The organism is Kitasatospora sp. NPDC097643, assembly GCF_040302625.1.
Classification (GTDB): Bacteria; Actinomycetota; Actinomycetes; order Streptomycetales; family Streptomycetaceae; genus Kitasatospora.
Window position 1 is genome coordinate 94,396 of the sequence record NZ_JBEOSA010000009.1, and the last position, 24,191, is coordinate 118,586.

The 24,191-nt window shown below is 74.3% G+C and carries 22 protein-coding genes; 13 read left to right on the forward strand and 9 right to left on the reverse strand.

All coding sequences use genetic code 11. The features are described 5' to 3' along the window. Positions 1 to 369: 369 nt before the first annotated feature. From ABTY15_RS08975 to ABTY15_RS08990, 4 genes are all read right to left on the reverse strand, one after another. Positions 370 to 768 (reverse strand): ArsR/SmtB family transcription factor, encoded by a 399-nt coding sequence (locus ABTY15_RS08975; RefSeq protein WP_350578475.1) that lies wholly within the window; start codon positions 766 to 768, stop codon positions 370 to 372. Continuing rightward, complete coding sequence (locus ABTY15_RS08980) at positions 765 to 1,217, reverse strand: SRPBCC family protein (RefSeq protein ID WP_350578477.1); 453 nt, start codon at positions 1,215 to 1,217, stop codon at positions 765 to 767. Before ABTY15_RS08980 ends, ABTY15_RS08975 begins: the two co-directional genes overlap by 4 nt. Before the next feature lie 69 nt (positions 1,218 to 1,286). Beyond that, complete coding sequence (locus ABTY15_RS08985; RefSeq protein WP_350578480.1) at positions 1,287 to 2,039, reverse strand: hypothetical protein; 753 nt, start codon at positions 2,037 to 2,039, stop codon at positions 1,287 to 1,289. A 48-nt stretch (positions 2,040 to 2,087) separates the two neighbouring features. Then, the gene (locus ABTY15_RS08990; protein ID WP_350578483.1) at positions 2,088 to 3,056 is read right to left on the reverse strand and encodes an ATP-binding cassette domain-containing protein; all 969 of its coding nucleotides are present in this window, start codon (positions 3,054 to 3,056) and stop codon (positions 2,088 to 2,090) included. Positions 3,057 to 3,255: 199 nt separating this feature from the next. On the opposite strand from ABTY15_RS08990, the gene ABTY15_RS08995 reads away from it, so the two are divergent. Both ABTY15_RS08995 and ABTY15_RS09000 read left to right on the forward strand, forming a co-directional pair. Next, positions 3,256 to 4,500: a sensor histidine kinase gene (locus tag ABTY15_RS08995; RefSeq protein ID WP_350578485.1), complete on the forward strand. Its 1,245-nt coding sequence runs from the start codon at positions 3,256 to 3,258 to the stop codon at positions 4,498 to 4,500. A gap of 46 nt (positions 4,501 to 4,546) precedes the next feature. Further along, on the forward strand, positions 4,547 to 5,197 hold the full coding sequence (locus ABTY15_RS09000; RefSeq protein WP_502893459.1) for a response regulator transcription factor: 651 nt from the start codon (positions 4,547 to 4,549) through the stop codon (positions 5,195 to 5,197). Between the two features lie 145 nt (positions 5,198 to 5,342). On the opposite strand, the gene ABTY15_RS09005 is transcribed toward ABTY15_RS09000, so the two are convergent. From ABTY15_RS09005 to modA, 3 genes are all read right to left on the reverse strand, one after another. Then, positions 5,343 to 6,413 (reverse strand): ABC transporter ATP-binding protein, encoded by a 1,071-nt coding sequence (locus ABTY15_RS09005; protein ID WP_350578488.1) that lies wholly within the window; start codon positions 6,411 to 6,413, stop codon positions 5,343 to 5,345. A 142-nt stretch (positions 6,414 to 6,555) separates the two neighbouring features. Then, a complete protein-coding gene (locus ABTY15_RS09010) occupies positions 6,556 to 7,461 on the reverse strand; it encodes an ABC transporter permease (RefSeq protein WP_502893454.1) in 906 nt (301 codons plus the stop codon). Then, positions 7,458 to 8,333, reverse strand: a complete 876-nt coding sequence (gene modA / locus ABTY15_RS09015) for a molybdate ABC transporter substrate-binding protein (protein WP_350578490.1) — start codon at positions 8,331 to 8,333, stop codon at positions 7,458 to 7,460. The genes ABTY15_RS09010 and modA overlap by 4 nt, the downstream gene beginning before the upstream one ends. 361 nt (positions 8,334 to 8,694) lie before the next feature. Between modA and ABTY15_RS09020 the strand changes: the two genes are divergently transcribed. The 7 genes from ABTY15_RS09020 to ABTY15_RS09050 all read left to right on the forward strand — a co-directional run bounded on the left by ABTY15_RS09020 (position 8,695) and on the right by ABTY15_RS09050 (position 17,105). Continuing rightward, on the forward strand, positions 8,695 to 9,762 hold the full coding sequence (locus ABTY15_RS09020; RefSeq protein ID WP_350578493.1) for an RNA ligase (ATP): 1,068 nt from the start codon (positions 8,695 to 8,697) through the stop codon (positions 9,760 to 9,762). Positions 9,763 to 9,910: 148 nt separating this feature from the next. After that, on the forward strand, positions 9,911 to 11,278 hold the full coding sequence (locus ABTY15_RS09025) for a cytochrome P450 (protein WP_350578496.1): 1,368 nt from the start codon (positions 9,911 to 9,913) through the stop codon (positions 11,276 to 11,278). A gap of 344 nt (positions 11,279 to 11,622) precedes the next feature. Beyond that, positions 11,623 to 12,441, forward strand: coding sequence for an MHYT domain-containing protein (locus tag ABTY15_RS09030; RefSeq protein WP_350578499.1), 819 nt, complete (start codon positions 11,623 to 11,625; stop codon positions 12,439 to 12,441). Positions 12,442 to 12,495: 54 nt separating this feature from the next. Further along, positions 12,496 to 15,603: a sensor histidine kinase gene (locus ABTY15_RS09035; protein WP_350578502.1), complete on the forward strand. Its 3,108-nt coding sequence runs from the start codon at positions 12,496 to 12,498 to the stop codon at positions 15,601 to 15,603. Next, the gene (locus tag ABTY15_RS09040; protein ID WP_350578504.1) at positions 15,600 to 16,010 is read left to right on the forward strand and encodes a roadblock/LC7 domain-containing protein; all 411 of its coding nucleotides are present in this window, start codon (positions 15,600 to 15,602) and stop codon (positions 16,008 to 16,010) included. Before ABTY15_RS09035 ends, ABTY15_RS09040 begins: the two co-directional genes overlap by 4 nt. 5 nt (positions 16,011 to 16,015) lie before the next feature. Next, on the forward strand, positions 16,016 to 16,432 hold the full coding sequence (locus tag ABTY15_RS09045) for a DUF742 domain-containing protein (protein ID WP_350578722.1): 417 nt from the start codon (positions 16,016 to 16,018) through the stop codon (positions 16,430 to 16,432). A gap of 22 nt (positions 16,433 to 16,454) precedes the next feature. Next, complete coding sequence (locus ABTY15_RS09050) at positions 16,455 to 17,105, forward strand: GTP-binding protein (protein ID WP_350578507.1); 651 nt, start codon at positions 16,455 to 16,457, stop codon at positions 17,103 to 17,105. A gap of 132 nt (positions 17,106 to 17,237) precedes the next feature. Here the strand turns inward: ABTY15_RS09050 and ABTY15_RS09055 are convergent, their stop codons facing one another. After that, entirely contained in the window at positions 17,238 to 17,612 is a 375-nt protein-coding gene (locus ABTY15_RS09055) for a hypothetical protein (RefSeq protein WP_350578515.1), read from the reverse strand. 254 nt (positions 17,613 to 17,866) lie between these two features. On the opposite strand from ABTY15_RS09055, the gene ABTY15_RS09060 reads away from it, so the two are divergent. Both ABTY15_RS09060 and ABTY15_RS09065 read left to right on the forward strand, forming a co-directional pair. Further along, positions 17,867 to 18,568, forward strand: a complete 702-nt coding sequence (locus ABTY15_RS09060) for an RNA polymerase sigma factor (RefSeq protein WP_350578518.1) — start codon at positions 17,867 to 17,869, stop codon at positions 18,566 to 18,568. 45 nt (positions 18,569 to 18,613) lie between these two features. After that, complete coding sequence (locus tag ABTY15_RS09065; RefSeq protein WP_350578521.1) at positions 18,614 to 19,591, forward strand: hypothetical protein; 978 nt, start codon at positions 18,614 to 18,616, stop codon at positions 19,589 to 19,591. 230 nt (positions 19,592 to 19,821) lie between these two features. Here ABTY15_RS09065 and ABTY15_RS09070 read toward each other — a convergent pair whose 3' ends face one another. Continuing rightward, complete coding sequence (locus tag ABTY15_RS09070; protein WP_350578528.1) at positions 19,822 to 21,237, reverse strand: cation:dicarboxylate symporter family transporter; 1,416 nt, start codon at positions 21,235 to 21,237, stop codon at positions 19,822 to 19,824. Positions 21,238 to 21,449: 212 nt separating this feature from the next. Between ABTY15_RS09070 and ABTY15_RS09075 the strand changes: the two genes are divergently transcribed. After that, the gene (locus ABTY15_RS09075; RefSeq protein ID WP_350578536.1) at positions 21,450 to 23,180 is read left to right on the forward strand and encodes a sensor histidine kinase; all 1,731 of its coding nucleotides are present in this window, start codon (positions 21,450 to 21,452) and stop codon (positions 23,178 to 23,180) included. Between the two features lie 104 nt (positions 23,181 to 23,284). Further along, on the forward strand, positions 23,285 to 23,983 hold the full coding sequence (locus tag ABTY15_RS09080) for a response regulator (RefSeq protein ID WP_350578725.1): 699 nt from the start codon (positions 23,285 to 23,287) through the stop codon (positions 23,981 to 23,983). Positions 23,984 to 24,191 lie beyond the last annotated feature (208 nt).

A 24,191-nucleotide genomic window follows, 5' to 3' on the forward strand; every position in this document is an offset into this window, starting at 1 on the left:
TCCCGAGGACGCACCCGGCCCCCTACTGCTTGCAGGCCACATCTACCCGTTCTCCTCTGTCCGTTGAACACGGGCCGGCGGCAGCCGGCCGAGGCGGTACGGGGCGTCATCACCGTTTTCGGTCCGGGCGGACCCCTCACGGTGAGGGCTCCGTCCCACGCGGGCCGGAGTCTGGTGCAGAGGATCTGAGGATTCGATGAGCTGTTCGGGCGCGAATAACTGACGGCGGGGCAGCCGGGCGCTGGATTCCGGCACGCCGCGGTGCGGTGCGGTGAGGGGGGGGCGACTGGCAGATGACAGCAAACAGCGAACAGCAAACAGATGACAGATTTCAACATCTGTTATCTGTTCGCTGTCGTCTGTTATCTGTCATCTGTCGTCGGAATCCTGAACTCTCGTCCCCGTCGGGCCGGCGCCCTCCGCGAGCCGCTTGATGGTGCGCAGGCGGTGGTCCCAGGCGTCGGCCAGGCCGGCCATCCAGCGGGCGGTGGCGGCGAGGACCGGGGGTGCGGGCTCGTACCGGACCTCGCGGCCGATGCGGTGGGCGGTGACGAGCCCCGCCTGGTCGAGGACGGCGAGGTGCTTCACCACCGCCTGCCGGGTGATCGGGAGTTCGGCGGCCAGCGTGGTGGCGGTGGCGGCACCCCGGGAGGCCAGGGCGTCGAGGATGCGGCGCCGGGTCGGGTCGGCGAGCGCCGCCAGGACGGCAGCGCCCGACTCCTCCTCCTGCCCGTCGTCGGCCGCGCCCACGCCGGGCCCGGTCGTCATACCGGCAACTTCTCGGCGGCCGCGGCGAGTTCGGGGAGCTTGCGGTCCCAGCCGGCGCCGTTCTGGCGGTGGCGGTCCCGGACGTCCCCGGTGGGCATGGCCAGGGTGGCGAACCCGCTCTCGACCATCCGCAGGCGGGTGCCGCCGAGGACCGGCGCCAGGGTGAACTCGACCAGGGTGGAGTTGCCTTCGCCCGGTTCCTCCCCGGCCGGGCCCTGGGACCAGCGGTAGGAGAAGACGTCCGGCCGTTCGACCCGCTCGATGCGGGCGGGCAGGGTGCCGTGCACCCCGTGGTCGAAGACAATCCGCCCGCCCGGTCGCAGGTCGAGTTCGACGGGTGTCCCGTTGCCGAACCAGGCGCCCAGGAATTCGGCCTGGGTGAGGATCTCCCAGACCCGCTCGCGCGGTGCGGCGATGACGATCTCACGTTCGATGCTGTCGGCGACCATGCCGTGAACCTCCTCGATTCGCTACCTCAGGGTTGCACGTCCGGCCAATGATGTGCAACCCATTGGTTGCTATCCGCCGGAGGCCTCGCGCCGGCGCAGCGCCCGCAGTCCGCCGTAGGCGGCCGCGCCCGCCCAGAGCGCCATGATCAACAGCCCGGTCCAGTGCCCGTAGTGGATGCCCGGTTCGGCCTGGGTGCGGGTGGCGTAGAGGCCGGCGCGGTCGGGGAGGAACTGGCCGACCTCGCGCACGCCGGGGATCGCCGCGAGCCAGGTGGTGCCGAGGAACAGCATCGGGGCCAGCAGGCCGAGCGCGGCGCTGAAGTTGCCCAGCATCGCGGTCAGTCCGACGCAGAGCACCACCAGCAGCGGGTGGTACAGCACGCCGGCCAGGAAGCTGCGGGTCAGGCCCGGGGTCGAGAGGTCCAGGCCGACCGTGGTGGCGACGGCGAGGAAGGAGCCCGCCGTCGAGGCGATCCCCAGCAGCAGCCCGATGCCCGCGCCGAGCGCGAGCTTGGCGCCGTACAACCGCCCGCGCCGGGGGACGGCGGTGAGCGAGACGTCGATCATGCGGGTGTTGAACTCCTGCCCGATCAGCAGGATCCCGAGGCAGGCCACGGCCACGTGGCCGAACAGCAGCCCGTAGAAGATCCCGCCGGCCGGGTCCTCGTTGAGGGAGTGGTCCTTCACGCCGTAGGCGGCGTTGACGGCCGCCGTGATGCCGATCGTCAGCAGCAGGGCGACCAGCGGGGCCGCCCACTGTGAGGGCAGGGTGGTGAACTTGATCCGTTCGGCGCGTACGGCCCCGGACAGGCTGGTGGTCATCTCCGGTACTCCCGTTCTCTCGTGGTCAGTTGGCGCTCAGGGGGGCGCTCATGCGGCGGTCGTCTGCGTGCGGTACTCCACGCTGTCGGCGGTCATCCGCATGAACGCCTCCTCCAGCGAGTCCTGTTGGGCCGCGATCTCGTACAGCACCACACCGTGCGCGGCGGCGAGCGCGGCGATCCGCTCGGGTTCGGCACCGGTCACCTCCCAGGCGCCGTCGCCCACCGGGGTGGCGGTGAGTCCGTGACCGCCGCCACCGATGCCGTCGTCGCTACCGCTGTCGCTACCGTTGTCGCCACCGCCGCCGAGCAGGGCGGACAGCTTGTCCGGATCCACGGCGCGCACCCGGATCCGGCTGCGGCCGTGCCGGTCGATGAACGTGGTGGTGGCCGTGTCCGCCAGCAGTCGGCCGCGGCCGATCACCACCAAGTGGTCGGCGGTGAGCGCCATTTCGGTCATCAGGTGGGAGGAGACCAGGACCGCCCTGCCCTCGGCGGCCAGGCCGCGCAGCAGTGTGCGGATCCAGCGGATGCCCTCCGGGTCGAGTCCGTTGACCGGCTCGTCCAGCAGCAGGACCGGCGGGTCGCCGAGCAACGCGGCGGCCACGCCCAGGCGTTGGCGCATCCCGAGGGAGAAACCGCGGATCCGCCGCCCGGCCGCCTCGGTCAGTCCGACCTGGTCGAGGACCTCGTCCACCCGGCGCTCCGGGAGACCGTTGCTCGCGGCGAGCCAGCGCAGGTGCCCCTGGGCCGTCCGGCCGCCGTGCAGGGCGTGGGCGTCCAGCAGGGCGCCCACCTGCCGTAGCGGGGTGGCGAGTTGGGCGTACCGGCGGCCGTGGACGAGGGCGTGGCCGGCGGTGGGTCGGTCGAGGCCGAGGACCAGACGCATGGTGGTGCTCTTGCCGGCGCCGTTCGGGCCGAGGAAGCCGGTCACCACGCCGGGCCGGACCTGGAAGGTCAGGTCGTCGACGACCCGCTTGCCGGCGTACTCCTTGGTGAGGCCCTGGATCTCGATCACGGCCGGTTCTCCTCTCGGTGCTGCGGTGCCGCAGTTCTGGCTGCTGTGGTGCCGGTGGGTGACCGGTGGCTCCATTCGACCGGTTCGGGGCGGTGCGGCGGATCCCGCTGCGGCGGGGCGCCGCCTCCCTCCCGGGAGGGAGATCGCGGGGGACCGGGGAGGGGCCTGCGGCAGGTCGTTGACCTGGCAGGATGGCGGGATGCCCAGGATCCTCGCGCCGCTGCTGAACGGCGCCACGTACGCGCGGTGGCTGCACCTGCTGGTCGGGTGGATCTTCGCCGGAGTCGTCCTGATGGTCTATCCCGGGACGTATCGCAAGAGCCTGGCCGAGATCGTGACGGCGAGCGTCGCGCTGGACACCGTCCTGCTCGCGTTGGTCGCCCTGGTCCCCGCGGTGCGGCGCGCCGAGGGGGTCCAGGCGCGGCTGCTGCTGGTGCCCGACTGCGAGGAGGACATCGCCGTCGAGCCGTCCCGGGGCTGGGCCGACCGGTGGCGCACCGCGCTCTGGCTGATCGGCCGGGTCGCACTCGGTTCGGCGGCCGGGTTCGCCACGTTCTTCAGCCTCAGCGGCTGCTACGACCTGCTGGCCGGACCGAAGCCGCTCCTGCGCGACCTCGACGTCCCGTGGCCGGACCTCCCGCTCTGGTACCTCCCGCTCGCCGTGCCGCTGATGCTCGGCTACGGCTGGCTGATGGTGGGCGCCGGGAGGCTCCAACTCGCCATGGCTGTACGGCTGCTGGGACCGTCGCCGGCCGAGCGACTGGCGGAGGCCGAGCTGCGGGCCGAACGCCTGCTGGAACGCAACCGGTTGGCCCGCGAACTGCACGACTCCATCGGCCACGCACTGACCGTGACGGTCCTTCAGGCTGGCGCCGCGCGGGAGGTCGGGGATCCGGCGTTCGCGGCCAAGGCACTCGAAGTCATCGAGGAGACCGGGCGGCAGGCCATGGAGGACCTGGAGCGCACCCTCGTCCTGCTCCGCGAGACCCCCGAGGCGACCGTCACCGAACACCCCGGGATCGACCAGCTGCCCGCCCTGTTCGACACCGCGCGGGCGGCCGGCAGCCCGGTCGAGGCGACGATCGACCTGGCGGGCGCGCGGCTGCCCGGGGTGCTGTCGCGCGAGTCGTACCGGATCGTCCAGGAGGGCGTCACCAACGCGCTCAAGTACGCGCGGGGGGAGCAGGTGGGCGTTCGGATCGTCGTCCGGGACGGGCAGTTGGAGCTGCGCTGCGTCAACCGGACGCCGTTGGGTGGTGCCGGCGGTGGCGGGGTGCGCAAGGGGGGCAAGGGGCTGCGGGGCATCCGGGAACGGGCGGCGCTGCTCGGCGGGGAGGCGACGGCCGGGCCCGCGCCGGGCGAAGGCCGGGACGGCGGTCGGGACGGGAGCCGGGCCGGCGAGTGGGTGCTGGCCGTCCGGCTGCCCCTACGCTTGGGAGCGTGACAATGGATCTTGGGGTGGGGATCGCGGCGGTGCGGCCGTGACCGATGTGCTGCTCGCCGACGACGAGGAACTGGTCCGGGCCGGCCTGCGGGCCGTGCTGGAGGCGCAGGGGGACCTGCGGGTGGTCGGCGAGGCCGCCGACGGCGCCGACGCGGTGGCGCTGGCCCGCGCGCTGCGCCCGGACGTCGTGCTGATGGACGTCCGGATGCCGGTGATGGACGGGCTGGCCGCGACCCGGGAACTGCTGCGGCCGGGCGCGCCGGGGGAGAGGACGCCGAAGATCCTCGTCGTCACCACCTTCGAGAACGACGACTACGTCTACCAGGCGCTGCGCGCGGGGGCCGACGGCTTCCTGCTGAAACGTTCCCGCCCGGCCGAGATCGCGCACGCCGTCCGGCTGGTGGCTGCGGGCGAGTCGCTGCTGTTCCCGGCCGCGATCCGCCGCCTGGCAGCCGGTCAGGGCAACCGGACGGCGCGCGCGGCCATGGCCCGGGCGGCGCTGACCGAGCGCGAGGCGGAGGTACTGCGGCTGGTCGCCCGTGGGCTGAGCAACGGGGAGATCGCCGAGCAGCTGTTCCTCGGCGTGCAGACGGTGAAGACCCATGTCAGCAGCGTGCTGGCGAAGCTCGGCGCGCGGGACCGCACCCAGGCGGTGATCGCCGCCTACGAGTCCGGCTTCGTCGAGCCCTCGGAGTAGCGGGTGGGCGGCCCGTCGGCTGGGGCCGTCGGTGTGGCCGGCCGGTTGGGGGCCGCTGGTTGGGCCCCGTCGGTTGAGGTTCGTCGGTTGAGGTTCGTCGGAGTGGTCGGCCGGTTGGCGGCGCGGCCGGGTGCGGGGCGGTGGGTCAGGCCGGGTAGGCGTGCGTCTGGGTGGCCTTGACCGAGGCCCAGACGGCCGCCCCCGGGGCCAGGTCCAGCTCCGCGACGGCGGGCGGGGTGAGGTCGGCGGCCATCGGAAGGTCGCCGCTGAGGTCGACCCGGACCTGGTCGCCGTGCAGGTCCAGACCGCTGACCTTGACCTGCCACACGTTGCGCGCGCTGGACTCCGGCCGCTCCCGGTGCAGGGTCACCGCGGACGGCGGGAAGGCGACGAAGGCCGGGCCGGACAGGTCCTCGGTGGTGGCCAGCACCGTGCCGTCCGCGAGCGTGACCTGGTGGCCGTCCGCCTCGCCCTGGTACAGGTTCAGCCCGACCAGACGGGCGATGTAGTCGGTGCGCGGACGCCGGGCGATCTCGGCCGGGCTACCGGCCTGCACCTCGCGTCCCTCCTCGATCACCACCAGCCGGTCGGCGAGCACCATCGCGTCCAGCGGGTCGTGCGTCACCAGCACCGCCACGGCCTCGAACTCGGCCAGGTGGCGCCGCAGTTGCGACCGTACGTCGAGCCGCGTCCGGGCATCCAGGGCCGCCAGCGGCTCGTCCAGCAGCAGCAGGCGGGGGCGGACGGCCAACGCCCGGGCGAGCGCCACCCGCTGCGCCTGGCCGCCGGAGAGGCTGCCGGGGCGGGCCGAGGCGTGGTCGGCCAGGCCCATCCGGTCCAGCCAGGCGGCCGCCTCGGCGCGGGCCGCGCGCTTGGGGCGGCCCTGGCAGCGCGGGCCGAAGGCGACGTTGTCGAGCGCGCTCAGGTGCGGGAAGAGCAGGTAGTCCTGGAAGACCACGCCGACGGGCCGCTCCTCGGCGGGGGTGTGCAGGCGCTGCGCGGGGTCCTCGACGAGGCGGCCGTCCAGGCGCAGGTGACCGCCGGTGAGGGGGAGCAGCCCGGCGAGGGCGCGCAGGGCGGTGGACTTGCCGGCGCCGTTCGGGCCGAGTAGCGCGATCACCTCGCCGGGGGCGGCGGTGAGGGCGAGGTCGAGCGTGAACGCGGCGCGGTCCACCCGGAGCCGGGCGTCGAGGGCGGGGGCGGGGGCGGTGCTCATGCGGTCGGCGTCCCTCGGCTCGGCGTACAGGATCTCGGCGTCCCTCGGCTCGGCATCCGGGGGATCGGCGCGCAGTGGGCCGATACGGCGGTGGCGGAGGGGGCGGTGGCCGATGTGGCGGGGGCGGAGGGGGCGACGGGCGTCACGGCGTCGACATCCAGCGCTCGCGCAGGCCGACCAGGACCGCGACCGAAACCACCAGCAGGACCAGCGACAGCGCGATCGCCGCCTGCGGATCGGACTCCATGGCGAGGTAGACCGCCAGCGGCATGGTCTGGGTGCGCCCAGGGAAGTTGCCCGCGAAGGTGATGGTCGCGCCGAACTCGCCGAGTGCCCGCGCCCACGCCAGCACGGCCCCGGCGGCGATCCCCGGGGCGATCAGCGGCAGGGTCACCCGGCGGAACGCGGTCAGCCGCGAGGCGCCCAGGGTCGCGGCCGCCTCCTCGTAGCGGGGATCGGCGGCCCGCAGCGCCCCCTCGACGCTGATCACCAGGAACGGCATCGCCACGAACGCCTCGGCGATCACGACCCCGGTGGTGGTGAACGGCAGCGTGATGCCGAAGGTCGAGTCCAGCCAGCTGCCGACGATGCCGCGCCGCCCGAGCACCAGCAGCAGCGCGACACCGCCGACCACCGGCGGCAGCACCAGCGGCAGGGTGACCAGTGCCCGGATCACCCGTCGGCCCGGCAGCTCGGTGCGGGCGAGCAGCCAGGCCAGCGGCACCCCGAGGACCAGCGACACCGCCGTGGCCGCGGTCGCGCAGATCAGCGACAGGCGCAGCGCCTCCCACACGGCGGGGCTGGTGAGCTCGTCCGACAGGGCGCTCCACGGCGCGCGGACCAGCAACCCGACCAGCGGGAGCACCAGGAACGCCAGCCCGAGCAGCGCCGGGAGCAGCAGCGTGACCGGAACCCGCTGCGTACGCCGCCGCCGGCGCGGCAGGACGATCGTCCCCCCTCCTGCCGCGCCGGTCGGACGGCCGCCCCCCTGACCGGCACCCGGCTGGTCGCCGGGGCCGGGGTCCGGGCCGGTGGTGCGGTTCCTCACGGGGCCTGGAAGCCCGCCGTGGTGAGCACCTGCTTGGCCTCGGCCGACTGGACGTAGGCGACGAAGGCGGCGGCGCCGTCCTTGTTCGGGGCCTTGGCCAGCGCGGCGATCGGGTAGTCGTTCACGGCCTTGTCGGCCTCGGGGAAGTCCACGCCGTCGATCTTCGCAGCATCGGCCTTCACATCGGTCTTGTACACCAGGGCGGCGTCGACCTCACCGAGCTCCACCTTGGTGAGCGCGCCCTTGACGTCCTGCTCCAGGGTGACCGGGGTGAGGTTGACGTTGGCGGCCTTGAGCGCGGTCTGCGCGGCGGCGCCGCACGGCACCTCCTTCGCGCAGAGCGCGACCTTCACGCCGGAGCCGGCCAGGTCGGCCAGGCCCGCGATGTGCTTGGGGTTGCCCTTGGGCACGGCGACGGTGAGCGTGTTCTTGACGAAGGTCTTCGGCTCGCCGCTCGCGCCGCCCGCGTCGGTGACGGTCTTCATGGTGGCGGGGCTGGCGGCGGCGAACACGTCGGCCGGGGCGCCCGAGTTGATGCTGGAGGCGAGGGCGGAGCTGCCGCCGAAGTTGAACTTGACCTTGGCGCCCGGGTTGGCGGCCTCGAACTTCTTGCCGAGCTCGGTGAAGCTCTCCTTGAGCGAGGCGGCGGCGAACACGGTGATGTCGCCGGTGGCCTTCGGGGCGCTGCTGTCGGTCGCGCCGCCGGCGGCGGGGGCGCTGGAACCGGCGGCACCGGCGGTGGCCGGGGCGGAGGACCCGGACGAGGAACTGCCGCCGTCGCTGCCGCACGCGGTGGCCCCGAGGCTGAGGACGAGGGCCGCGGCGGCGGCGACGGCGAGTCTGCGGGTGGTGGTCTTCGTGCGGGTGCTCATCTTGCTTCCCTCCATGGCACGCGCCGGAAGGGGCGCGGAGACGAGACCGCAGGTGCGGCCGTTGAGGTGATCATAGTGCCGCAAATGCGAGCGATAAATCCGCTGTCGCATTGCACAGTCGAGGCGCGACGGGAGTGGCTACCCGGCTGTGGGAAGGCGCAAACGGGCCCGTTCGCGCCAGCGGTGGCGGTCCGGTTGGGAGCGGCCCGGCGGGCGCGCGGTCTTGGGGGCGGGCGCGTGGGGCGAGTGGGCGGCGCGTGGAAATTGCGTCGCGCCGCAGCTGCCGGACGGGCCACAGTGGGGGCCTGCCGAACGCGTGACAACACCGGCCGAACGGCCGCACCGAGGGGGGAGTCCGTCCATGTCCACACTGCGCGTCACCGCCGAGAAGCTGATCATCCTGGAGCACCCCAACGCCGACGCGCTGGAGCTCGCACAGGTCGGCCTCTACCGGGCGGTGGTCGCCAAGGGCGTGTACCGGACCGGCGACCACGCCGTCTACATCCCCGAACAGTCCGTCCTCCCGGAGGGCCTGATCGCGGAGCTCGGCCTGACCGGCAAGCTCGCCGGCAGCGCGGCGAACCGGGTCCGGGCCGTCCGGCTGCGCGGCGAACTGTCCCAGGGCATCGTCTGCCGACCCGCCGCACTGGCCGACACCGACCTGGCGACCGCCGCCGAGCAGGGCGCCGACTTCGCCGAGCAGCTCGGCGTCGTCAAGTGGCAGCCGCCGGTGCCGACCTCGATGAGCGGCGAGGTGGTCGCCGCCCCGGACCTGCTGCCCTGGGTCGACATCGAGAACCTCAAGCGCTACCCCGACATCTTCGAGCCCGGCGAGCCGGTCGTGCTCACCGAGAAGCTGCACGGCAGCTGCTGCCTGCTCACCTACACCGTCGCCACCGGCGAGGTGCAGGTGTCCTCCAAGGGGATCGGCGCGCAGGGGCTCGCGCTGGTCGAGGACGAGCGCAACCTCTACTGGCGGGCCGTGCGCGCGCACGGCGTACCGGCGGTGGCGGCCCGGCTGGCCGAGCGGCTCGGCGCCGAACGGGTCGGCATCTTCGGCGAGGTCTTCGGCGCCGGCGTGCAGGACCTGACCTACGGCGCCTCCGGGCGCAGCGACCTGCCCGGCTACGCCGCGTTCGACGTGTCGGCCGTGCTGGACGGGCAGCTGCGCTGGCTGTCCGCCGCCGAACTGCTCGACGGCGAGCTGCCGTTGGTGCCCGAGCTGTGGCGCGGGCCGTTCGACCCGGACACCGTGCTGGCGCTCGCCCAGGGCCGCGAGACCGTCTCCGGACGTGAACTCCACCTGCGCGAAGGCGTGGTGGTCCGGCCGGTGACCGAGCGCTGGAGCACGGTGGTCGGCGGCCGGGCGATCGCCAAGGCGGTCAGCGACGCCTACCTGACCCGCAAGGGCGGCACCGAGTACGAGTAGAACCCGGGTGGTCCGGAGCGGGTGAGGCCCGGGCGGGGACGCCGGGTCGGGGCGGGAGCGCGGAGGAGCGCTCCCACCCCGACGCACACCTTCTGTCCTGACGCATGATCAGTTAGCGTGGATTTCCCGTTGTGCAGAAGGAGGACCGATGAGCACCGGCGTCACCGCACCCGGGCCGGCCGGAAAGCCCCTGGTCGGCTCGTTTCTCGACCTCACCCACCGCCCGTTGCGCACCTTCCTCGCCGCCCGCCGCGACTACGGGGACGTGGTCCGCTTCCACGCCGGACCACCGGGGCTGCGGGCCGAGTTCTACGCGATCTTCTCCCCGGAGGGCGTCCACCAGATCCTGGGCAGCGAGGCCGCCAACTTCCGCAAGGACAACGCCTTCTACGACGAGTTGCGGACCAGCGTCGGCAACGGCCTGCTGACCAGTCAGGACGGCGACTACCAGCGCCAACGCCGGCTGATCCAGCCGCTGTTCACCCGCCGCCGGGTGGACGGCTACGCGGACGCGATCGGCCTGGAGGTGCAGTCGCTCACCGAACGCTGGCGCCGCACGCCGGACGGCGTCGTGGACGCGGCGGACGAGATGTCGCGCTTCGCGCTGCGCACGGTCGCGCGGATCCTGTTCGGCGCCGACGTCGAGGAGGCGGTGGCGGTCGTGCAGCGGAGCTTCCCGGCGCTCGGCGCGTACGTCCAGGACCGCGGCTACGCCCCGATCCGGATACCGCGCCACTGGCCCACCCCGGCCAACCGGCGGGGCGCCGAGGCCCAGCAGGCGCTGTACTCGATCTGCGACCGGATCATCGCCGAGCGGGCGGTGCGCGGTGACGTCGACGCGGACGACCTGCTGGCCCTGCTCGGCCGGGCCCGCGGCGAGGACGGGGAGCGGCTCGACCCGGCCGAACTCCGCGACCAGGTACTGGTGTTCCTGCTCGCAGGGCACGAGACCACGGCCACCTCGCTGGCCTTCGCGCTGCACCTGCTCGCCAAGCACCCCGAGCAGCGGCGGCTGGCCCAGCAGGAGGCGGACTCGGTGCTCGGCGGCCGGGCGCCGACCGCCGCGGACCTGGAGGAACTCCCGTACATCACGCGGGTGTTGAAGGAGGCCATGCGGCTCTACCCGGCGGCCTCGCTGGTCGGGCGGCGGGCGGTCGCCGAAACGGTGATCGACGGGTACACGATTCCGGCCGGCGCGCAGATCGTCATCGCACCCTGGGTCACCCACCGGCACCCCGACCACTGGGACGACCCGGACCGCTTCGATCCCGACCGTTTCCTCCCCGAGCAGGAGAAGGGGCGGCACCGCTACGCCTGGTACCCGTTCGGCGGAGGTCCGCGGGCCTGCATCGGGCAGCACTTCTCGATGCTGGAGGCCGTGCTGGCGCTGGGGGTGCTGCTGCGGGACTTCGACGTGGAGGTGGTGGACCGGCGGGTGGCTCTCGCCCAGGGCATCACGCTCCGTGCGGCCAGCCCGATGCGGATCCGGGTGACGGCGCGTGGGGGCGGCAGCTGACGGCTAGCGGCCGCCAGCTGACAGTCGACAGATAACAGAGTTTGAAATCTGTTATCTGTCGGCTGAAATCTGTTCGCCGTCCGCCTCCCGGCACACGACCGCCCCATTCGAACACACCCCCCGCGCCCTGCGGGCAGCTTTTCACATCTTCGAGTGGCCGATTCAGGCCCCTCGATAGCGTCCCACGCACCCCAGGCCGAGAGCGCACGCGCGGCTGGCATATGACACCGACAGTTTCCATGGACCTGTCAATCGTCGTTGGCCGCCGCCCGGAGTCCGCCCGGTCCGGGGAGCCCGGGCGCATCCCGACCCGCCCCGGGCCCGACCGGTCGACCGGAGGTCCGATGGGCACCCTCAACCACCTGAGTTTCGGCTGGCTGACGCCCGCCCTCTCGTACGCGATGGCCTGCGTCGGCGCCGCCCTCGGACTGCGCTGCACCCTGCGCGGCCTCGCGGCGAGCGGCGCCGCCCGCCGGAACTGGCTGCTCACGGCCGCCGCCGCGATCGGCTCCGGCATCTGGACCATGCACTTCGTCGCGATGTTCGGCTTCACCGTCGACGGCACCGAGCTGCGCTACAACGTGCCGCTGACCGTGCTCAGCCTCGTGGTCGCGGTCGTCGTCACCGGGCTGGGGCTGACCGTGGTCTGCTACGGCCGGCATCGCGGCCTCGCCCTGCTGGCCGGCGGCGTCACCACCGGCCTCGGCGTCGCCGCGATGCACTATCTGGGCATGGCCGCCCTGCGGATGCACGGCGGCCTGCGGTACGACGCCGGCACGGTCGCGCTGTCCGTGCTGATCGCGGTCGGTGCCGCCACCGCCGCGCTCTGGGCCGCCGTCACCATCCGCAACGTGTACGCGGCGGCCGCCGCCTCGCTGGCCATGGGCCTCGCCGTCAGCAGCATGCACTACACCGGCATGGCCGCCGTCCACGTCCACCTGGAACCGGCCCGGACCGGCCTCGGCGGCGCCAGCCCGATGGAGTTCGTCTTCCCGCTCGCCGTCGGCCTGGGCTCGTTCCTCTTCCTCGCCTCCGCCTTCGTCGCGCTCTCCCCGACCGCCCAGGAGCGCGCCAGCTACCGGGAGGCGGGCGAGCTGACCATCGAGGAGTTCCCCACCGAGCCCGCGCGCCCCGAGCCCGGCGACCACGACCGCGCCGCCTGACGCCACCCGGACCACCGAGCCGCCAACTCCCCCCGCCCGAAAGGCTCCTCACCCATGCGAGAAGACCGCGGTACCGCCCCCGGTGCCCGCCGGGGTGCCCACGCCGGGCCGCCCGCCCGTCCACCGCGCCCCGGCCCCCGGCTGCGCGGACTGCGCCCGAGGAGCGTACGGGCCCGGATCGTCGCCCTGCTGATGGTCCCGGTCGTCTCGGTCCTCGCACTGTGGGGGTTCGCCACCGTCACCACCGCCCAGGACGTCTGGGACCTCATCCGGGTGCGCGACGCCCAGCGCACCCTGCTCACCCCCGTCGCCGCCACCGTCAGCGGACTGCAGGCCGAACGGGCCGCTGCCGGAGAGCTGTTGGCCACCCCGGGAGTCACTTCCGGAGCGGCTCCCGGAGCCCCCGGCGCCGCCCGGGAGAGCGCCCTGCGGGAGGCTGCGACCGCCACCGACCGGGCCTTCGTCCCGCTGTTCCCCGACCCGCTCCACCCCGGCCAGGGCTACAACCGGGCCGACGCCCAGGGCCTCGGCCCGGACGCCGCCGCCCGGCTGGACGCCCTCGGGGCCGCGCTCGGCGCGCTGCCCGACCTGCGCGCCCGGGTGCTGGCTCGGGGTGTCGGCTGGCCCGAGGCGTACGCCGCGTACGGGATCGCGGTGGACCGGGCGCTGGCCGTCGTCGGCGCGCTCACCCCCTTGCAGGACCACCGGGCGGGCGCCGACGCCCGGGTGCTGCTGGAGTTCGCCCGCTCCCGCGAACTCCTCGCCCGCGAGGACGCGTTGCTGCGCTCCGCCCAGCTCTCCGGCGCGCTCACCGACGAGCAGCTGCGCGAGTTCGCCGGATCGGCCTTCGCCCGGCGCCAGTTCGAGCAGGGCTTCGCCGCCGACCTGCCCGCCGACGACCGGGCGGCGCTGCTCGCCGTCGTGAACGGCCAGGACCACCGCGACCTGACCGGCTACGAGGACCGGCTGCGGGCGGCCGCCGACGGGCGGGCGGCCGTCGCCGCGGTACCGCCGGACCGGTGGGCCCTCGCCGCCGGGAACGTCGCCCGCGACCTGCGCGCCGTCGAGGACCGCGCCGGACGGATCGCCTCCGAAGCCCAGGACCCGTACGCCCTGGGCCTGTTCACCCCCGCGGGGATCGCCGTGCTGCTCGGCCTCGTCGGGGTGGTCGCCTCGCTGGTGATCTCGGTCCAGATCGGGCGCGGACTGGTCTCCGAGCTGATCGGCCTGCGCAACTCGGCACTTGAGCTCGCCGGTCGCAAACTCCCGGCCACCATCCGCAGGTTGCGGGCCGGCGAGGAGGTCGACATCGAAGCCGAGGCGCCCCGCCCGGTCGAGGGGGCCGATGAGATCGGCCAGGTGCACCGGGCCCTCGGCACCGTCCAACGGGCGGCCGTGACCGCGGCCGTCGAACGGGCCGAGGTGCTGTCCGGGGTGTCCGGGGTGTTCGTCAACCTCGCCCGGCGCAGCCAGGTCCTGGTCCACCGCCAACTCACCCTGCTGGACGCGATGGAGCGCCGCACCGAGGACCCGTCCGAGCTGGCCGACCTGTTCCGGCTCGACCACCTCACCACCCGCATGCGCCGCCACGCCGAAGGCCTGATCATCCTCTCCGGCGCGGCCCCCGGCCGGGCCTGGCGCCGGCCCGTCCCGCTGCTGGACGTGGTGCGCGCGGCCGTGTCCGAGGTCGAGGAGTACGCCCGGATCGAGGTGCACCCGTTGCCGCGCGTCGCCGTCACCGGGCAGGCCGTCGCCGACCTCACCCACCTGGTGGCCGAACTCGTCGAGAACGCCACCGGGTTCTCCCCGCCGCACACCAGGGTGCACATCCGGGGCGAACAGGTCGGCAACGGCTTCGCGCTGGAGATCGAGGACCGCGGCCTCGGCATGGGTCCGGCCGCACTGGCCGCCGCCAACCGTCGGATCGCCGCCGCCGAACAGACCGATCTCTTCGACAGCGACCGGCTCGGCCTGTTCGTGGTCAGCCGGCTCGCCCGCCGCCAGGGCGTCCGGGTCTCGCTGGTGCCCTCCGCGTACGGCGGCACGACCGCTGTCGTCCTGCTGCCCACCGCGCTGCTCGCCGACCGGGCGGGGGCGGCGGCGGGTACGGCGGTCGACCCGGCGGTTGCGGGTCAAGACTACGAGCCCGTACCGGAGTTGGACGTCATGCCGGAGGGCGGGGCGGCCGACGAGGAGGAGCCGGCGGGCCGGGGAACCTCGCTCGCGCCGTCGCGAGCGCCGTGGCCCGAGCCGTGGCCCGAGCCGACGTTCACCCTGGCCGACGGACTGCCGGACGAGGCGCCGGCGGCCGAGGAGGGCTCGGAGTACGGCGGCGAGGAGGACGAGGACGACAGGCTTCCGGCGGCGGGTGGGCCGCCGCCGGAGGGTGGGGCGCTGCTGCCCTTCGGCGTCCGGGGCGGCGACCCCGGCACGCTGCGCCGCACCCCCTTCCGGGCCTCCGGTGCCCGGGTGGGCGGACCGGCTGCGGACGGGGGCCCGGGTGCCGCCTTCCGTCCGCAGCCCGGCCCGCCGCAGTCGACGACGACACGGCCGTACCGCCCGGCCCCGAGGTCGGTCCCGAGGCCCAACCCGGCGTCGGACCTGACGTCGGACCCGGCGTCGGAGCCGACGCCCGGCCCGTCCGTCGTCGGGACACCGGTGCCGTCGTACCCGTCGTACCCGTCGTACCCGTCACACCCGTCGCGCCCGGCGACCGGCCGGCAACCCGGCGGTGACGTCGAGGAGTTGCCGCGCCGGGTCCGGCAGGCGAGCCTGGTGCCGCAGCTGCGGGAGGCCCCGGCCCGTCCGGAGCCCCGCACCCGACGGTCCACGCCCGGCACGGTGCCCGGCGGCGGCCGCAGCCCCGAGGCGGCGCGCGCCGCGATGTCCGCCTTCCAGGCCGGATGGGCACGCGGCGCCCTACCGGACCGGGACCGTCCGGACCCGGCCCTTCCCGACCCGGCCTTCCCGGATCCCGCCCGCCCGGAGACGACCAGGCCGGCCCCGGACGGTCCCGGCCGTCCCGTTGGTCCTGTTGATCCCGCTGGTCCCGGCCGTCCCGCCGGTCCGAACGACGGTCCGAACGACAGTCCGGGCGGGCCGACGGAACGGCGGTTCCACCACCCCCTGTCCCCGCACCGACCCGAAGGAGAGCGCCCGTGATCGGCACCACCCACCGCGCGGGGGAGCTGAACTGGCTCCTCGACGAGCTGGTCCAGCGCGCCCCCGAGGTCCGCTTCGCCGTGATGCTCTCCGCCGACGGCCTGGCCATGGGCACCTCCGCGGGCCTCGAACGCGAGGACGGCGAGCACCTGGCCGCCGTCGCGTCCGGCTTCCACAGCCTCGCGAAGGGCGCGGGCCGACACTTCGGCGCGGGCGAAGTCCGCCAGACCATGGTCGAGTTGGAGGGCGGCTACCTGCTCGTGGCGGCGGCCGGGGAGGGTACCTGCCTGGCCGTCTTCGCCACCGCCCGGGCCGACCTCGGCCTGATCGCGTACGAGATGGCCCGGCTGGTCCGCCGGGTCGGCGAGCACCTGTTCACCCCGCCGCGCGCGGCGGACGGCGGGTGACCGCGGTGTCCGGTCCGCGCAACCCGCTCGCCGCCGCCCACCGGGCCCGCTGGTACGACGACGAGGCCGGCCCGCTGGTGCGCCCGTACGCCATGACCCGGGGGCGGACCCGGCCCGGCGGGCAGCGGTTCGACCTGATCGCCCTGGTGGTCTGCGACCTGCCCGACCCGGCGCTCTCCCCGGACACGCCCGAACCGTCGGCCGGCCCCGAACAGACGCTGATCCTCGGCCTCTGCCGTGGCACGCCGCAGTCCGTGGCCGAACTCGCCGCCGAACTCGACCTGCCAGTGGGCGTCGTGCGCGTCCTGCTCGGCGACCTGCTGGCGGCCGGGCTCATCCGGGTCAGCCGCCCCGTCCCGCCCGCCCTGCTCCCCGACGAGCGCATCCTCCAGGAGGTCATCCATGGGCTCCGCGCACTCTGACCGTCCGTACGACGGTACCCGCATGCGCACCAGCACCGTCACCAGCACCGGCACCAGGACCGGCATCAGGACCGGAACGGCCGTCGATTCGGACGGCACGGTGCTCGCGCTCAAGATCCTGGTGGCGGGCGGCTTCGGGGTCGGCAAGACGACACTGGTCGGCGCGGTCAGCGAGATCCGTCCGCTGCGCACCGAGGAGCGGTTGACCGAGGCCGGGCGGGACGTGGACGACCTCGGCGGCGTGGAGCGCAAGACGACCACCACGGTGGCGATGGACTTCGGGCGGATCACCATCCGCGAGGGCCTGTCCGTCTACCTGTTCGGCACGCCGGGGCAGGACCGCTTCTGGTTCCTGTGGGACGAGTTGGCGCAGGGCGCGCTCGGCGCGGTCGTCCTCGCCGACACCCGCCGCCTGACCGACTGCTTCCCCGCGGTGGACTTCTTCGAGCACCGGGGCATCCCGTTCGTGGTGGCGGTCAACCGGTTCGCCGGGACGCGCGAGTTCGGCCCGGACGAGGTCGCCCGCGCGCTGGACCTGGACGCCGGCACGCCGGTGGTGCTCTGCGACGCGCGCCGCCGGGCCTCGGGCAAGGAGGTGCTGGTGAACCTGGTCGAGCATGCCGGCCGGGTGCACGCGGCCCGGCTGCTCGCAGAGGCGGCGCCGGCCCACTGAGCTCGCTGAGTCGGCTGCCTCCGCTGCGTTCGCCGAGGCCACTGCGTCCGGCGAGCCCTCCGGACGCAAGCCGGCCGGCCGCCGGGGTGCCGCCCCGGCGGGACGGCACCCCGGCAGTGGTGGCCCGAGGGCTCAGCCCCGGCTCTGGAACACGATGCGCGTCCAGCTGGAGCCCGGGCAGTTGCCCCAGACGTCCCACGCCTGCGGCCGCGCGCCGATCCACAGACCGGTGGTGTGGGAGCCGTCGGCGCAGTAGGTGATGGTGCGCAGTTCGCCGGAGTAGACGTTGCAGTAGCCCTCCCAGCGCCACCCGTAGTCGTGGGTGATCACGCAGTGGTAGGAGGCGGCGGCGACGGCGGGCGAGGCCGCCGCGGCCGCGGCGGTGATGCTCTGGTCCACGGCGGCGGGCGCGGCGGCGGCCGGCAGGGTGGTGGTGCCGAGCACGCCGAGGGCGGCGGCAGCCGTCATCCCGAACGTGGCGATCTTCCTGGTGATGCGACCTCGCATGGCGGTTTCCCCTTGCTCAACGGTTCTCATCGGGCGTTGCGGTGCGTCCCGTCCGTCCGGGGCCCGGGGCGGTGTCCCGGGGCCCGGGGGGGTGCTGAACTCCCGCCCCCCGCGCGGGCAGTGACGTATTGCACACGAATGACTGCGGACGGTGGGACGACGAACTATGATGTGACTTGGGTCACAGCCCTGGCGGGTGGGGTGTGGCCGGGCCCAACCGGGCGTCCAGGGTGCCGATTTCCAGGGAGAGCGGCATGGCGGAATGCAATGGTCGATGTGCGGAGTCGGGTGGCCGCCAATCGGCGGACTTCAACCGGGCGTTCACGGCTCTGCTGCCCAGGCTCCATCGGGCGGCGGCCGCGCTCACCGGAGGTTCCGGGAGTCCGCTCGCCGCCGGGGACGTGCTGCACGACGCGTACCTGCGGATCGCCCGCCGGCCCGAGCGGTTCCTCGGCCATCCGCAGCCGTACGCCTACGTCTGCACGACGATGGCGAACATCCTGCGCGACCAGTGGCGCCGGGAGCGCCGGCGCGTGCTGCTGGCCGAGTCGGCCGGACGGGAGCGGGCGGCGGCGGCCGATCCGCTGGGCGGCGGGCTGGTCGAGTTGCAGGCGCGCTGGGAGGTCGCCCGCCTGCTGGGGTGTCTGACCGCCAAGCAGGCTCGCGCGGTGGCCCTGGTGGACCTCGACGGCTACACCGTCGACGAGGCCGCCGCGCTGCTCGGCCTGCACCGCAGCACCCTGGCCGTCACCCGTCGCCGCGCCCACGGGCGGCTGCGCGCCGCCCTCGAACGCGAGCGCGAACGCGGGCATGAGCGCGACCACACGCACGTGCGCGAGCACGGGCATGGGCGCGAGCGTGGGCGGGCGAGCGACGGTAAGCGGGCGTGCGAGCGGGGGCGTGATCCCGGTGGGCGCGACCGGGGGTGCCGTGCGCGCCCCGACGCACCGAACTGACGGCAAGTCAGCTGATGCGCTGCCCCGGCCCGTACGCTGAAAATCGTGATCACGTACGAGGACCACTGCCTCCGCGCCCTGGCCGCCGACGGCCGCTGGCCCGAACTGCTGGCCGCCTACCGGCGGCACCGGGCGGCCGCCGTCGAGCGGTCCGGCGAGGAGTCCGCGGCCGCGGTGACCGCGCCGCTCGGCCACCTCATCGCCTACGCGGCGCCGCCCGAGCTGGCCGTCCGGCTGTTCGACCGGGACGGCGGCCCGGGCACCGTCGCCGGCGTCGCCGACCACGACGCCGGGCCGCTCTGGGAGGTGCTGGCGACCCGGCACTCGTGGTTGCGGCTGGCCCCGCTGCTGGTCCCGGCCGCGGTGCGCCGACTGGTCGCCCAGACCCGGGTGCTGATCGGCGAGGACCTCTCGTACGGGGCCGAGCCCGACCCGGAGGGCGTGCCGCTGGTGCTGGAGCCGTGGGAGACGGCGGGGTGGGAGGAGGGCACGCGGGTGCGCGAGTACCTGCCGCACGGCGGTGCGCGCACCGCGCTGCTGACCCTGCCGGCCGGCCGGGAGGGCTTGGGAGAGGTGGAACTGCCCGATCCGGGCATGGGGTTGCGCGGTCAGCGGGCCACCCGGGCGCTCGGCGCGCTGGCGCCCTGGGCGGAGGTGGCCTGCGTCCGTGGCCCGGCGCCGCAGGCGGCCGCCCAACTGGCCCGCGGCACCCGGGTCGCGGGCGGGTTCACCCGGGTCACCGGCGGCTACGTGCCGTTCGCGCTGGTCTACCCGGCGCTGGTGCAGGCCGCCGCCGTGGACCGCGCACACGGTTCGGCGCACGGACGGCTGGCGCTCTGGCGGGCGCTGGCGGCGATGGCGGGCGCGGGCGGTCCGGACCGGGCCGAGGTGAACGCGCTGGTGGCCCGGATGCGGTGCTTCACCTGGCTGGAACCGGCGGCCGGGCTGCGCCATCTGCACGTCGCGCTGGAGGATCCGGCGTGCGGGCTGGCCTGGGCGGTCCGCGGGTCGGAGGAGCTGTGAACGCACCCTGAGAGCGCCCCGCGTTGGCGTCGTGCGTTGGTGCTGCGTGTTCGTGCTGCGCGTTGGCGTCGCGTGTTCGGGAAGGTCCTGCGGGAAGCGCGCGGGAAAGGACTGTTCGCCGGGGCCCGGGCGGACAGCCCCGCCGTGGGCCCCGGCGAACAGCTTGGCCCCCGGGTCCGGCGCAGTGCCGGGGGTTGGTGATGCGCCGGACCGGGGGAGTGGGTGGGGGCTCAGGCGGCCTTCGCGGCCGCTTCGCCCTGGAGCGGGACGGCCTCGGGGACGGCCCCGGGGGCCGGGACCTCCACCGGTGCGGTGGGCACCGGGTCGTGCGTGTCGACCAGCGTCCGTTCGTCGAAGGGCAGTTCGCCGGCCAGCACCTGCCGGGCCCGCTGCGCGTCGAGCTCGCCCGTCCAGTGTCCGATCAGCACGGTGGCGACGGCGTTGCCCGCGAAGTTGGTGAGCGCGCGGGCCTCCGACATGAAGCGGTCGATGCCGACGATCAGGCCGACCCCGTCCACCAGCGCGGGCTTGTGCGACTGCAGTCCGCCGGCCAGGGTGGCCAGCCCGGCGCCGGTGACCCCGGCCGCGCCCTTGCTCGCGATCACCATGAAGACCAGCAGGGAGAGCTGTTCGCCGAGCGACATCGGCTTGTCCATCGCCTCGGAGATGAAGATCGACGCCATGGTGAGGTAGATCGCGGTGCCGTCGAGGTTGAAGCTGTAGCCGGTCGGCACGGTGATGCCGACGACCGGGCGGCTGACGCCCAGGTGCTCCATCTTGGCGATCAGGCGGGGCAGCGCGCTCTCGGAGGAGGACGTGGAGAGGATCAGCAGGAACTCGCGGCCGAGGTAGCGCAGCAGCGCGAACACGTTGACCCCGGCGACCAGGCGCAGCAGTGTGCCGAGCACCACCACGACGAACAGCACGCAGGTCGCGTAGAAGCCGATCATGATGACGGCGAGGCTCTTCAACGCGGCGGTGCCGGTGGCCCCGACCACGGCCGCCATCGCGCCGAACGCGCCGATGGGCGCCACCCACATGATCATCGACATGACCCGGAACACCAGCCGCTGCACGTGCTCGACGCCGCGCAGCACGGGTGCGCCGACCGGTCCCATCGCCTGCAACGCGAAGCCGACGAGCAGGGCGACGAGCAGGGTCTGGAGCACCTTGCCCTCGGTGAGGCCCGAGAACATGGTGGTGGGGATCGTGCCGAGCAGGAAGTCGGTGGTCGACTGGGCGCCGCCGGCGGCGGCCTGGGCGTGGCCGGACTTCGCGAGCGCGGCGGTCAGGTGGAGGCCGCCGCCGGGCTCCAGCAGGTTGCCAACCACGAGGCCGATGGCCAGGGCGACGGTCGACATGGCGAGGAAGTAGCCGAGGGCGAGTCCGCCGACCTTGCCGACCTTCGCGGCCTTGGTCACCGAGCCGATGCCCAGCACGATGGTGCAGAAGATCACCGGGCTGATCATCATCTTGATGAGGTTGACGAAGCCGGTTCCGAGCGGCTTGAGCTCCACGGCGAAGCCGGGGGCGGTCAGCCCCACCACCACGCCCGCGACCACTGCGGCGATCACGGTGAGGTAGAGGTAGTGGGTGCGGTCCTGGCGTCTGGGTCCCCCCGCCGGTGCGGCTCCAGCGATCGACATCTGCGGCTCCTTCGCCCTGCAGTCCTGGCGGCCCCGGGTGGTGGGCCGCTCCGACTATCGGGCCTGGGCGTGATGCAGGTCACGTTTGCGTTCATAGAGTTCACGGTCGGCGGCGGAGCGCGCGAACGCGGTGGTGCGCGGCGGCCCGGGATGCCGGGCGGGCGTGGTGCACGGGGGCCGGGGGATGCCGGGCGTGGTGCACACTGGCAGGCATGTCCGTGCGCACCGCCCCCTCCGCCCGGCGTGGCGCCTCCACTGCCCGGCGGCGCCGGTTCCTCCCCGCCCCGCGCAGCCTGGTCCGCAGTCTGGCCGGGCAGCTGTTCGTCGTCCAGGTGGTCATCGTCGCCGCCGTGGTGGCGGGCGGCGCGGTGCTCGCGTACCTCGTCACCGCCGACCGCACCGAGGACGCGGCCCGCCGCCAGGTCACGACCGTCGCGCACGTCGTCGCCGACACGCCGTCCGTCCGCGCCGCCGTCACCGCGCCGGACCCGACCGCGCTGCTCCAGCCGTACGTCGAACAGGTCCGGGTGGACACCGGCGTCTCGTTCATCACCGTGATGGACACCAAGGGCGTGCGCTGGACCCATCCGCTGCCGGAACAGATCGGCAAGCGCTCCCTCGGACACATCGACTGGGCGCTCGCGGGCGAGACGCGTAGCGAGACGTACACCGGCACGCTCGGCCCGTCGGTCCGGGTGGTCACGCCGGTGTTCGACGACCGGCACCAGGTGGTCGCCCTGGTCAGCGCGGGCCTGACGCTGGACTCGATCTCCGCGCAGCTCAGCGGACCGCTGCTGGCCCTGGTCGGGGTGGCGGTCGCCGCGCTCGCGGTCGGCGGCGTGGGCACGTACCTCGCCAACTCCCGGCTGCGGCGGCACACCCACGGCATGGGGCCGGCCGAGCTCAGCCACCTCTACGAGTACCACCAGGCCACCCTGCACTCGGTGCGCGAGGGGCTGGTCCTGCTCGACCGGCAGCACCGGGTGGTGCTGTGCAACGACGCCGCCCGCGAACTCCTCGGGCTGGACGGCGACTTGGACGGCCGGCCGGTCGCGGAACTCGGGCTGCCGGAGGCGCTGGTCGCGGCGGTGCTCGGGGAGGAGCCGGTCCGGGACGAGGTGCACCTGACCGCCGAGCGCGTGGTGGTGCTCAACACCTCGACCATCGGCACCGGCCTCGGCCGCGTCGTCACCCTCCGGGACCACACCGAACTCCAGGCGCTCAGCGGCGAGTTGGACTCGGTCCGGGGCTTCACGGAGGCGCTCGGCGCACAGGCCCACGAGGCCGCCAACCGGCTGCACGCGGTCGTCTCGCTGATCGAACTGGGCCGGCACGAACAGGCGGTGGAGTTCGCCACCGCCGAACTCGCGCTCGCCCAGCAGCTCACCGACCGCGTCGTCGCGGCGGTGAGCGAACCGGTACTGGCCGCGCTGCTGCTCGGCAAGGCGGCCCAAGCGGCCGAGCGAGGCGTCGAGTTGACCCTCACCGAGGACAGCCGGATCGACGACGGGGTGCTGCCGCCCGGGCTGTCCGCGCGCGACCTGATCACCGTGCTCGGGAACCTGATCGACAACGCCGTGGACGCCGCCATCGCGGGGGCCGCGCACAGCCCCGTGCCGCCGGAGGTCACCGTCACCGCGCGGATCGACGGCGGTGGTGGTGGTACTGCTGACGGACCTGACGGATCCGACGGGGAGTGCCTGCTGCTGCGGGTCGCGGACACCGGGGCGGGGATCGACCCCGCCGCCGTCGCGGACGTGTTCCGGCGCGGCTGGAGCACCAAGCAGGACGGCCACGGGCACGGCCTCGGCCTGGCGCTGGTCGCCCAGGCCGCCCGGCGCAACGGCGGCACCGTCGAGGTCGGCCGGGAGCGCGGCGCGGTGCTCACCGTCCGCCTGCCGCTCGCGGGACTGCCCCGGCAGCGGGAAGGGGCGGTGTCGTGAGCGGCGTCCCCTCGGGCACGCCCTCCGGCGTCCCCTCCGGCACTTCCCCCGGCGTCCCCTCCAGCGCTTCCCCCGGCGCGGCCGGGCGCGGAACCGGTCCGGGGATCTCGGTGCTGGTGGTCGAGGACGACCCGGTGGCTGCCGCCGCGCACACCCTCTACGTCGAACGGGAGCCGGGCTTCCGCGCCGTCGGGACGGTCCACAGCTGCGCCGACGCGCTGCGCTTCCTGGAGCGGGCCCGCACCGCCGGGACCCCCGTCGACCTCACCCTGCTCGACCTCTACCTGCCGGACGGCCACGGCCTCCAGCTGTGCCGCACGCTGCGCGCCGCCGGCCACACCACCGACGTCATCGCGGTGACCTCGGCCCGCGACCTCGCCATGGTCCGGCAGGCCGTCTCGGCCGGTGTCGTCCAGTACCTGCTGAAGCCGTTCAGCGCCGCCGCCCTGCACGACCGGCTGGAACGCTACGCCCGTTACCGGGACAGCCTCGGCCGGACCGGTGAGGCGACCGGGCAGGACGAGGTCGACCAGGCCTTCGCCCTGCTCCGGACGCCCGAACGCAGCACCCTGCCCAAGGGGTTGAGCGCGCCCACCCTGGACACCGTCGCCACCGTGCTGCGCGAGGCCGCGACCGGGCTGTCGGCCGCCGCGGCGGGCGCCGCCGCCGGGGTGTCCCGGATCACCGCGCGCCGGTACCTCGAACACCTCGTCGAGACCGGGCGCGCGGTGCGGGAGCCGCAGTACGGCAACGTCGGCCGGCCGGAGCTCTGTTACCGCTGGAAGGGCGAGCGGCGGCGGTGACGGGGGTGCCGGCGGTGACGTTCGGGCGAGCGGCGGCGGTGACGGGGGTGACCCGGTGACGGGGGCGGCGATGGGCTGCGGAATTTTCGTGGGGGCGTGACCTTTCGGCGTCGCGCTCGTTGGCAGACCGGGGAAAGTTCACTCGCACGGGTGGTTCCGGGTGCCCCCGGGGCATTCCGCCAGGTCAAGGGCGATAAAGTTAGGCTTA

Excerpts from the sequence above, each read along its gene's own strand:
- ABTY15_RS09055 (WP_350578515.1), bottom strand. The coding sequence starts at position 17,612 with ATGCGAGGTCGCATCACCAGGAAGATCGCCACGTTCGGGATGACGGCT.
- ABTY15_RS08995 (WP_350578485.1), top strand. The coding sequence starts at position 3,256 with ATGCCCAGGATCCTCGCGCCGCTGCTGAACGGCGCCACGTACGCGCGG.
- ABTY15_RS08980 (WP_350578477.1), bottom strand. The coding sequence starts at position 1,217 with ATGGTCGCCGACAGCATCGAACGTGAGATCGTCATCGCCGCACCGCGC.
- ABTY15_RS08975 (WP_350578475.1), bottom strand. The coding sequence starts at position 768 with ATGACGACCGGGCCCGGCGTGGGCGCGGCCGACGACGGGCAGGAGGAG.
- ABTY15_RS09060 (WP_350578518.1), top strand. The coding sequence starts at position 17,867 with ATGGCGGAATGCAATGGTCGATGTGCGGAGTCGGGTGGCCGCCAATCG.
- ABTY15_RS09005 (WP_350578488.1), bottom strand. The coding sequence starts at position 6,413 with ATGAGCACCGCCCCCGCCCCCGCCCTCGACGCCCGGCTCCGGGTGGAC.
- ABTY15_RS08985 (WP_350578480.1), bottom strand. The coding sequence starts at position 2,039 with ATGACCACCAGCCTGTCCGGGGCCGTACGCGCCGAACGGATCAAGTTC.
- ABTY15_RS09030 (WP_350578499.1), top strand. The coding sequence starts at position 11,623 with ATGGGCACCCTCAACCACCTGAGTTTCGGCTGGCTGACGCCCGCCCTC.
- ABTY15_RS09035 (WP_350578502.1), top strand. The coding sequence starts at position 12,496 with ATGCGAGAAGACCGCGGTACCGCCCCCGGTGCCCGCCGGGGTGCCCAC.
- ABTY15_RS09070 (WP_350578528.1), bottom strand. The coding sequence starts at position 21,237 with ATGTCGATCGCTGGAGCCGCACCGGCGGGGGGACCCAGACGCCAGGAC.
- modA (WP_350578490.1), bottom strand. The coding sequence starts at position 8,333 with ATGAGCACCCGCACGAAGACCACCACCCGCAGACTCGCCGTCGCCGCC.
- ABTY15_RS09020 (WP_350578493.1), top strand. The coding sequence starts at position 8,695 with ATGTCCACACTGCGCGTCACCGCCGAGAAGCTGATCATCCTGGAGCAC.
- ABTY15_RS09025 (WP_350578496.1), top strand. The coding sequence starts at position 9,911 with ATGAGCACCGGCGTCACCGCACCCGGGCCGGCCGGAAAGCCCCTGGTC.
- ABTY15_RS09050 (WP_350578507.1), top strand. The coding sequence starts at position 16,455 with ATGCGCACCAGCACCGTCACCAGCACCGGCACCAGGACCGGCATCAGG.
- ABTY15_RS09075 (WP_350578536.1), top strand. The coding sequence starts at position 21,450 with ATGTCCGTGCGCACCGCCCCCTCCGCCCGGCGTGGCGCCTCCACTGCC.